11 protein-coding genes and 1 pseudogene are annotated in these 8,535 nt (G+C 41.3%); 3 read left to right on the forward strand and 9 right to left on the reverse strand.

What is annotated here, in order from left to right; all coding sequences use genetic code 11:
- Positions 1 to 191: 191 nt before the first annotated feature.
- The 8 genes and pseudogenes from HHA42_RS01945 to ubiG all read right to left on the reverse strand — a co-directional run bounded on the left by HHA42_RS01945 (position 192) and on the right by ubiG (position 5,715).
- A complete protein-coding gene (locus HHA42_RS01945) occupies positions 192 to 515 on the reverse strand; it encodes a hypothetical protein (protein ID WP_168417630.1) in 324 nt (107 codons plus the stop codon).
- Between the two features lie 400 nt (positions 516 to 915).
- The gene (locus HHA42_RS01950) at positions 916 to 1,305 is read right to left on the reverse strand and encodes an RcnB family protein (RefSeq protein WP_168525258.1); all 390 of its coding nucleotides are present in this window, start codon (positions 1,303 to 1,305) and stop codon (positions 916 to 918) included.
- A gap of 243 nt (positions 1,306 to 1,548) precedes the next feature.
- Positions 1,549 to 1,704, reverse strand: a complete 156-nt coding sequence (locus HHA42_RS01955; protein ID WP_165492522.1) for a hypothetical protein — start codon at positions 1,702 to 1,704, stop codon at positions 1,549 to 1,551.
- Positions 1,705 to 1,842: 138 nt separating this feature from the next.
- Entirely contained in the window at positions 1,843 to 2,262 is a 420-nt protein-coding gene (locus HHA42_RS01960) for a hypothetical protein (protein ID WP_168460459.1), read from the reverse strand.
- 344 nt (positions 2,263 to 2,606) lie between these two features.
- Positions 2,607 to 3,155 (reverse strand): annotated as a pseudogene (gene msuE, locus HHA42_RS01965) (FMN reductase); the annotation flags it as partial.
- A gap of 311 nt (positions 3,156 to 3,466) precedes the next feature.
- Positions 3,467 to 4,213, reverse strand: a complete 747-nt coding sequence (locus HHA42_RS01970; RefSeq protein ID WP_168525262.1) for a YciK family oxidoreductase — start codon at positions 4,211 to 4,213, stop codon at positions 3,467 to 3,469.
- 81 nt (positions 4,214 to 4,294) lie between these two features.
- On the reverse strand, positions 4,295 to 5,002 hold the full coding sequence (locus HHA42_RS01975; protein ID WP_168525264.1) for an HAD-IA family hydrolase: 708 nt from the start codon (positions 5,000 to 5,002) through the stop codon (positions 4,295 to 4,297).
- Positions 4,999 to 5,715, reverse strand: coding sequence for a bifunctional 2-polyprenyl-6-hydroxyphenol methylase/3-demethylubiquinol 3-O-methyltransferase UbiG (ubiG, locus tag HHA42_RS01980; RefSeq protein ID WP_168417636.1), 717 nt, complete (start codon positions 5,713 to 5,715; stop codon positions 4,999 to 5,001). Before ubiG ends, HHA42_RS01975 begins: the two co-directional genes overlap by 4 nt.
- A gap of 181 nt (positions 5,716 to 5,896) precedes the next feature.
- Here ubiG and HHA42_RS01985 point away from each other — a divergent pair, with 181 nt between their 5' ends.
- A complete protein-coding gene (locus tag HHA42_RS01985; protein WP_168460463.1) occupies positions 5,897 to 6,517 on the forward strand; it encodes a thiol:disulfide interchange protein DsbA/DsbL in 621 nt (206 codons plus the stop codon).
- A 96-nt stretch (positions 6,518 to 6,613) separates the two neighbouring features.
- Here the strand turns inward: HHA42_RS01985 and HHA42_RS01990 are convergent, their stop codons facing one another.
- Entirely contained in the window at positions 6,614 to 7,264 is a 651-nt protein-coding gene (locus tag HHA42_RS01990; RefSeq protein WP_168525266.1) for a TetR family transcriptional regulator, read from the reverse strand.
- 204 nt (positions 7,265 to 7,468) lie between these two features.
- Between HHA42_RS01990 and rph the strand changes: the two genes are divergently transcribed.
- Positions 7,469 to 8,185: a ribonuclease PH gene (gene rph, locus HHA42_RS01995; protein WP_096902471.1), complete on the forward strand. Its 717-nt coding sequence runs from the start codon at positions 7,469 to 7,471 to the stop codon at positions 8,183 to 8,185.
- Between the two features lie 162 nt (positions 8,186 to 8,347).
- The coding region (locus HHA42_RS13460) for a hypothetical protein (RefSeq protein ID WP_216076793.1) at positions 8,348 to 8,535 on the forward strand (188 nt) is incomplete at its 3' end.

Raw genomic sequence — 8,535 nt, forward strand, 5'->3', positions numbered from 1 at the left:
TACACGCTTGGCAACAAGACATTAACAGAGTGCGAATTAGTCCTTGAGTATGTTTGACTACATTTTAAGGAACAGAATGGATGTACCGCTTTGCAAGATGAGAAACCAAGATGTGCTTGGTTATCTATTCTTTTGAAGGGATTACCGTGGAAAGTAAAGAATCCATAAAGCTCAGGTATATTATTTGGGCTTTATGGTTTTCTAAGATATTGAGTAATATGGGGTAAATTGAGATTTCGTATGGGCTGATTATTTGAGGGTGTAAATAATTCTGTATAAATCACATTCTCGCCAACAAGTACAACCGATAGACCACCAATTTTTCTTGGTGTCGCACTGGCTTTCACGAGACCATCCTGTTTAGTTTTAGATCCATTGATAGCAAGGGAATCTGTTGTTTTTGGGTGATGCTGAAAATATGGTTGTTCATCCTTTAAAGTTTGATCAATATTTTCTGGAGACATTTTTTTTAATTGTTCTGCTGGCAATTCATGCAGGCAAATTGTACTTATCATTTGTTAATTTCACATATTATTTTTATCTAAGTATTGAGCATAACAAAAAATTTTTGGGGCTGTAGTAGATAAGGTCAAATACCTCACAGATCCAACCCCATCTAAAAGAATGGTGGTGATACGCAACACAAGTGAATATTATTTATAATAATCAATATCTTAATAATAAATCATGATTATAAAATCAAGAAAAATCCAATTTTGAAACAAGTCAGTTTTTAGACAGTTTTGATAGGTCTTACTGATAAATGTAATCAAATCATAATCTTTGGATGCTTTTTAAAGCGTCCAAGTAAGTTAGGAATATCAGTTTACTTTTTCGTGGGAATGAGTGTCCATAAAAAAGCCCAAACTCTAGATTGGGCTTCTCGATAAAATTCAATTACACATTCAGGCGTGTTTATGAACCTGCAATACGCAAGATATGATGGTTTTCCAAATCGACTAAAATATAGTCCTGATTAATTTTATACCATTGTTGTTTGCGTTCAGGTCTAGGCAGGTCGTGATCTTGATAATCGACCTTATAGCCATTGCTACGATAGTGCTGCGGCATGACATAGCCCGTTTGCCACTTATGTTGCTGCAAGCGTTTTACACCACGTTCTTCACGCATACGACGCTTGTCTTGTACGCGCTCTTCCATATTGGCACGAAATTCACGTTTATTTTGTGCCTGATAACGCGGGTGTTCCGCATGATCCCGATCAAATTGAGGAGCAGCAGTCGCTAAATTACTGCCAAGTAAAGCACTGAAAGACATTGCCAGAACTGTCAAAATCTTTTTCATGTAAACCCCTCATTTCTCATCTCTATTTCACAGTTCATACTTTAGCCATTAAATGCAGAGAAACTGTGAAGAAAGCACATGAATTTTTTAAATAAAGCCTGATGCTACAGTATAGAGTCTATTCTATTATGTGACAAAAAAAGCATTTTGAATGTATGTGCGTGCAGAAAATAGAGAGGAAGGGGTTGGGGTATTTTATTTTAGATCGAGCATGACCATAGCAGCGAGCTGCTATGGGATACATCAGTTCCACTGATCTGCCAAACCTTGTAAAGACTGCACTGCGCTCGCTACACATTCGGCTTTTTCTTTGTCATCTAAGGCAACAATCAAATGTTGGCTCAGTTGTAAAGTTTCAATACTTTGAATCACGGCTGTTTTTCGTTTCATATCCGTCATCGCAATCTACCTCAATACTGTTGAAGATGGATTTAGAATAGAGGATTTATATTAATTTGAAAAACAGTTTAATTTTATTGTTTCAATCCAATAAAACGATTAATGTCTTGACCCTGAGTTTGGTAGCTTCACTGGCTTTTAGTAAGCGTAGTTTAAGTCGGTATAGTCGGTGAGTGATTTTTGAATATGTGCATTAATAAATTCACGCACATCTTCAGTTGTCATTGGTGCACCTTGTTTGGTAATCACGTGTTCAATTTCAGGTTGCCCTTCAATTTTAATACGATAGACAAAGTTTTTGACCACGTGATAGCGATCATCCAACTTTTCAATGCCAGTGACATAGTGGTAAGCATGTTCAAAATTGAGATCGGTATGTGAAAACACAAACTGATCAAACAATTTGATTTTTTGGCTGTTGTCGAGCGCTTGAATATCATCCACGATGCTGGCTTCAAACTTCATGCCGTATTTTTCAGAAATAGGCTGACCATCAATCAGTAAAGACACCATGCCATCTTCTAGCGGGGTTACGGTGATGTTATTTAATTCAGTCATGTTGTTCTCTGCAGCGTAAGAGTGGGATAGAAAGGCAGAAGCGTAGCGAGTGAATTCTGTTTATGCAAGATAGACACAGACAATTACTGCGGTGGCCTTTAAGTGCTTATTTTACACAAGATGAAGGTCTGAAAACTGACAGTATGCTACGTAACCTGCATAAAAAAGAAAGCTGATCTGAATTTGCTGCAGCACTGGCAACATGAAGGCTAAGTCATGCGTGGGATAGATATGTATTTCATATATCTATCCCGTGAGGGTGCGCTGTGATCAAGCTGTGCTATGTGTGGTGGTCATTAAGCCACTTGTGTTTGGGCTATAGCGTACTGTGATTTGGCTGCCTCCCATTGCAAAACTGGAACTGCACGGGTAATGGCCAAATTGATTCGCTCATTAAGCAATTCACTTTGTACGGTGTATTCAGGGCTAAAATCTCGGTCTGTGGCATAGACACCAATAGGCAAGGTTTGTGCTTGGAAAAAACTGAATAAAGGGCGCAATTGATGTTCTAAAACCAGTGCATGTCGCTCGCTGCCACCAGATGCAGCCAATAATATTGGCACATCAATCAGTGCATTTTGTTCAACAAAATCAAAAAAATGTTTAAATAAACCAGTAAATGACGCCCGATAGACAGGTGTTCCTACAATCAGTGCATCTGCATTTTCTACAGCAGCTAAATGGTCTTGCACTTGTTGAGGCAATTGATTGCGGTAAATTGCACCACCTAAAAGTGGCGCAATTTCACTAAATTTAATGAAATGTACCTGAATCGGGATGGCTTTGGCCAAACGCTCTACCAGGGTCTGTAACAGCGCTTCTGTTTTAGAAGGTGCATTGAGCCCCCCGGAAATGGCAACAATATTGAGCGGTTTTTGCTGAGAATATGACATGTGCTGAACAACCTAAAAATAAATTAATTTGGAATGTCGCTATTAATCATGATTGGGCTGTGCACTGTAAAATAAGCAAAAGCTGTAAAGTTATCTCATTTATAGATATGCACTATAGGCATAGATTGGGGCTAAAAACTGAAGCATAAGTTGTTAAAATTTATATTTATATTTTATCTAAATAAGGTTTTTCGTTTATAGATGGCGTATATATAAAAAAGTGATGCGTATTCAAGTAATTTTAAAAAGCTAGAAGATGAAGATTTTTTGCACAAGCATGCTATTAAAAAGCGGGAAGCAGACGCACAGGATTAATCCTGTGCATCAATACTTTGACCATTCATGTGTAAGCTGTCATCGCCCATTAAATATAAATAGGCAGGCATGATTGCATCGGGTGTTGGTAAGGTTTTTGGATCTTCATCTGGATAGGCTTTGGCGCGCATGGCTGTACGGGTTGCGCCCGGATTAATGCAGTTGTAGCGAATATTCGGGTGAACTTGCTCTTTGGCAAATAATTGGCTGACCGCTTCAATCGCAATTTTAGAAACTGAATAAGCCCCCCAGCATTCACGTGCTTCACGGCCAACCCCTGAACTAGCAAAGACCACCGAGGCATGTTCTGATTTTGCCAAGAGCGGTAATAATTCCTGAGTCAAGACAAAAGGTGCACGTAAATTTACCGCCATGACATCATCCCAGACATCTGCAGGGTAATTTGCTAACTCGGTGCGTTCACCTAAAATGCCTGCGTTGTGCAAAATACCATCTAAACGTCCGAATTGTTTCTCTAGGGTATCGACCAGTAACTCATAGTCACGTGGCGAAGCGCTAGACAGTTGCAGGGGTAAAATAGCAGGTTGTGGTGCACCTAAACTTTCAATTTCATCATAAATGACTTCAAGTTTATTGAGGGTACGACCATGCAGTACCACGGTGGCCCCATGCAGGGCATAACTGAGGGCAGCGGCACGTCCAATACCATCTCCCGCACCGGTAATGAGGATAATGCGATCTTTTAACAGATCGGGGCGAGGTTGATATTCTGAATATTTCATGGTCATCCCTCCTATATTGATTTTTTATTGGGCATATTTTAAAGGTAATATTTGTGCTTTGGCAGGTGTAATAGAACCAACTCAGGCATTGGCATTCAGGCTGTTTGATGATGTTGCGGCTTGCAGCACCAATTTGTCTAAAACCGTATGTAATTCAGCGACTGAATCCACTATACAATCTGCTTGCCACACTGTTAAGTCATCTTTGTGTTGCAACGGTAAATAACCGTAAGCGGCCAGAATGGTGTACATATTGGCATTGCGGCCTGCATCAATATCACGTGGATGGTCACCCACATAAATACAATCTTCTGGGGCAATTTCAATCTGTTTGGCTGCCAAATACATAGGTTCTGGGTCTGGCTTGGTATGGCTGACATCCTCAGGGCAGACCAAAACCGCACAGCGGTCAGTTAAATTCAGTGCCTTGAGTAAAGCTTCACTGAGCCAGCGCGGTTTATTGGTAACAATACCCCACGGAATTTGACGCTGTTCCAAAGCTTCGAGCAGTGGATACATGCCCTCGAACAGATCAGTTTCTACCGCAATATCTGCGCCGTACAGGTCTAAAAAGCGTTGTCGATGCGCAAGAAATACAGGGTCATCTACCTCAAGTTCTGGATAGACCAGTTTTACCATTGCCCGTGCACCTTCAGACACCTGTGTACGAATGGCATCTGCTGCCACAATCTCACAGCCTTTGTCACGGCACATGTCTTGAATGATGCGAATAAAATCAGCAGCGGTATCAATTAAGGTGCCATCGAGGTCGAATAAAACGGCTTTCATTCTGTTGCCTCATTGACCGTGTAAACCATGTAGTTCACATCAACATTAGGTGCCAACCAATAGCGTTTAGTTAGTGGGTTGTAGTGTAAACCCGTCATATCTTTGAGTTTTAAACCCGCTTGGCGAATATCATGTGCCAATTCAGATGGTTTAATAAATTTATGATAATCGTGCGTACCTTTGGCCAGCATACGCAGCACGTATTCTGCACCAATAATGGCAAATAAGTATGATTTTGGATTGCGGTTAATGGTGGAGAAAAATACATGACCACCTGGTTTGACCAGTTTTTGGCAGGCTTGAATAATAGAGGCTGGGTCGGGTACGTGCTCTAACATTTCCATACAGGTCACGACATCGTACTGACCAGCTTGTTGTTCTGCCAGTTGTTCAACAGGAATTTGGCGATACTCAATATTATTTACGCCTTCTTGCTCAGCATGGATACGCGCCACATTTAAAGGTGCTTCGCCCATATCAATGCCAAGTACATTGGCACCACGACGTGCCATGCTTTCTGCCAAAATCCCGCCGCCGCAACCGACATCTAGCACTTTTTTGCCTGCTAAACCGCCTGCATGTTCATCAATCCAGTTCAGGCGCAGTGGGTTAATCATGTGCAGGGGACGGAACTCGGAATGCTGATCCCACCATATGGCTGCAAATGCTTCAAATTTGGCAATTTCTTGTGGATCAACATTCAGTTGCGACATGGGTGTCACCTCAATTTAATCGTGATGATGGTAAAAATATGTATAAACCCTAGTGTAGCGTTAATTCTAAAAAAAGCGATAAAAGCTGTAAAAAAGTTCACAGAAGGAAAACGAAATCGGCATATTTGATTTATAGTGTTGCCATAAACTAAACAGAATGATTTAGAGGACTATAAACGCAATGAAAAAATTCCTTTTAGGTAGTTTGGCAACAGCCATCTTTGCTATTTCTGGTAGTGCAATGGCGGCAAATTTTGTTGCAGGTAAAGATTACAGCGTTGTTGCTAACCCAGGGAAAGTGGATGTCCCAGGTAAAATTGAAGTACGTGAGTTCTTTTGGTACGGCTGTGGCCACTGCTTTACCCTAGAGCCATATATGCAGACTTGGTTACGCAAATTGCCTAAAGATGTGAATTTTGTGCGTACTCCAGCTGCCATGAACCCTGTATGGGAAATGAATGCGCGTGGCTATTATGTGTCTGAAGCATTGGGCGTACGTAAGAAAACTCACTTGCCATTGTTCCATGCTATTCATGACAAAGGTCAGCAAATTTTTGACCAACAGTCTCAAGCCAAATTCTTTGTAAAATATGGCGTGCCTGAAGCGAAATTTAACAGCATGTTTAACTCGTTTGCGATCACTTCTAAAATTTCACAAGCTAAGCAATTGGCGCGTCAGTATCAATTGACGGGTGTACCTGCCGTGGTTGTCAATGGTAAATACATCGTGCAGGGCGATAACGGCAAAGTGATTCAGGTGGTGAATTACTTGGTCGATCAAGAGCGTAAAGCCAAGAAATAAAACTACGATGCTGTGGTGAAATCACCTTGTGTCTAAAACCGCAATGATTGAAAGATCATTGCGGTTTTTTATGGCTAAAGTGTTTAGCAGATAACTTTAAATAGGCTGCGGACGCTGCCAGTGGCAAATACCACGAAATAGCAAATGGACTTGGGTAATGCTTTGTTGTATGAAGTGTTGCTGTTGTTGCTGCAATTTTTCTGCTTCAAATTGCTGTCCCAAACTGATCCAGTTCATTGCCCAGTTTAAAGACAAATTAATTAAAATATTGGCCAGGACGTGTAAGTCTTCGGCATGTTGAAAATGCTGCACACTTTCTACCCGTTGCAAATCATTGGCTAAATCTTCAATTAAAAAATCAATTTCACGGGCAATGGCTTGGCGTAAAACGGCAGAACCGCCCCAGCGTTCGGCAATTAAAAAAATCCATTGTTGTGGGCGTTGATCGACTGATTTAAAAAACAGGGTCAATGCCGTTTCTGTCTGTGCATCGGGTTGGTACAAATAGCCTTGCCCCAATTGATGCAAAATCCCTTTAATGTGTAGGGCAACTTGATCGACCAAATCGAGTGCTAAAGCATCCATATCTTGAAAATGCCGATAAAACGCGGTGGGCACGAACCCAATCTGTCGTGAAATTTCTCTTAAGCTGATGCTGCTAAAGGCACGTCCAGAAGCACTCAGTTGTAGTACAGCATCTATAATGGCCTGACGACTTTGTTGTTTTCGTTCTTCTCGAATCGACATTTTATTTCCTGATTCTGCCAGTGCTGCGCAGTCTAACAAAAACCTGAATTGCAGAGTAATACTAAAAGATGAATGAAGCGATGTTGTGGTTATTGTGGCAGAAGTGAGCGAAACTGCACAGGGAACAGCCTAGAAAAGCGACCTTCGCTGTGGCATCTGTTATACTTGCGGGCAATTGATTTGAGCCAAAAATAAGGACCCATTATGCGTATTGACCAACGAGCCTTAGACCAATTACGTGAGGTAAAAATTACCCGTAACTATACTCGCTATGCTGAAGGTTCAGTTTTGGTTGAGTTTGGTCATACCAAAGTTTTGTGTACGGCCAGTATTGATAACTCTGTACCCCGCTTTTTAAAAGGTCAGGGGCAGGGCTGGGTGACAGCAGAATATGGCATGTTGCCACGTTCAACGCATACCCGTAGTGACCGTGAAGCAGCACGTGGCAAACAAAGCGGGCGTACACAGGAAATTCAGCGTTTGATTGGTCGCAGTTTACGTGCCATGGTCGATTTAAAAAAACTGGGTGAAAATACCATTACCATTGACTGTGATGTGATTCAGGCAGATGGCGGTACCCGTACTGCAGCTATTACAGGTGCGGCAGTGGCATTAATTGATGCCATGAATGTATTGCTAGAAAAGAAAAAAATTAAGCATGACCCATTAAAAGGTTTGGTAGCTGCAATTTCTGTAGGCATGTACCAAGATGAGGTATTACTGGATTTGTGCTATGAAGAAGATTCAAACTGCCAGACCGATTTAAACGTAGTCATGACTCAAGCAGGTGAATTTATTGAAATTCAGGGTACGGCAGAAGACAAGCCATTTACTCGCGTGCAGTGCAATGCCATGTTGGAAATGGCAGAAAAAGGTATTCAGGAATTGGTGAAAAAACAGCAACAGGCTTTAGGCTGGTAAACCAAGTTTTCTAAGATCGCACCACTGTTTTAAACGCATCTTCGGATGCGTTTTTTTATGGATGCGCTTGAATCATGTCAGGAGGGCTGAATCAAAATTATACAATACCGATGCATGGATTCTTTTAAGATGATCAAAAATGTTTAAAACAGGAAGATGCCCATGAAATTACTGATTATTTTGATGTCTGCAATGATGTTGCTACTGACCGCATGTGATTCACGTTCAGAACGTGAAAATGAAGACAATCGTAGCGTACTCGGTCAAGCTTCTGACAACGACAACGACAACGACAACGACAACGACAACGACAACGACAACGACAACGACAACGACAACGACAACGACAA

The sequence above is a fragment of the Acinetobacter sp. A3 genome (assembly GCF_012371415.1).
Classification (GTDB): Bacteria; Pseudomonadota; Gammaproteobacteria; order Pseudomonadales; family Moraxellaceae; genus Acinetobacter.

What these genes read in the sequence shown, in the direction of transcription:
- HHA42_RS01945 (WP_168417630.1), bottom strand. Translation starts at nt 515, where the DNA reads ATGATAAGTACAATTTGCCTGCATGAATTGCCAGCAGAACAATTAAAA.
- HHA42_RS01950 (WP_168525258.1), bottom strand. Translation starts at nt 1,305, where the DNA reads ATGAAAAAGATTTTGACAGTTCTGGCAATGTCTTTCAGTGCTTTACTT.
- HHA42_RS01955 (WP_165492522.1), bottom strand. Translation starts at nt 1,704, where the DNA reads ATGACGGATATGAAACGAAAAACAGCCGTGATTCAAAGTATTGAAACT.
- HHA42_RS01960 (WP_168460459.1), bottom strand. Translation starts at nt 2,262, where the DNA reads ATGACTGAATTAAATAACATCACCGTAACCCCGCTAGAAGATGGCATG.
- HHA42_RS01970 (WP_168525262.1), bottom strand. Translation starts at nt 4,213, where the DNA reads ATGAAATATTCAGAATATCAACCTCGCCCCGATCTGTTAAAAGATCGC.
- HHA42_RS01975 (WP_168525264.1), bottom strand. Translation starts at nt 5,002, where the DNA reads ATGAAAGCCGTTTTATTCGACCTCGATGGCACCTTAATTGATACCGCT.
- ubiG (WP_168417636.1), bottom strand. Translation starts at nt 5,715, where the DNA reads ATGTCGCAACTGAATGTTGATCCACAAGAAATTGCCAAATTTGAAGCA.
- HHA42_RS01985 (WP_168460463.1), top strand. Translation starts at nt 5,897, where the DNA reads ATGAAAAAATTCCTTTTAGGTAGTTTGGCAACAGCCATCTTTGCTATT.
- HHA42_RS01990 (WP_168525266.1), bottom strand. Translation starts at nt 7,264, where the DNA reads ATGTCGATTCGAGAAGAACGAAAACAACAAAGTCGTCAGGCCATTATA.
- rph (WP_096902471.1), top strand. Translation starts at nt 7,469, where the DNA reads ATGCGTATTGACCAACGAGCCTTAGACCAATTACGTGAGGTAAAAATT.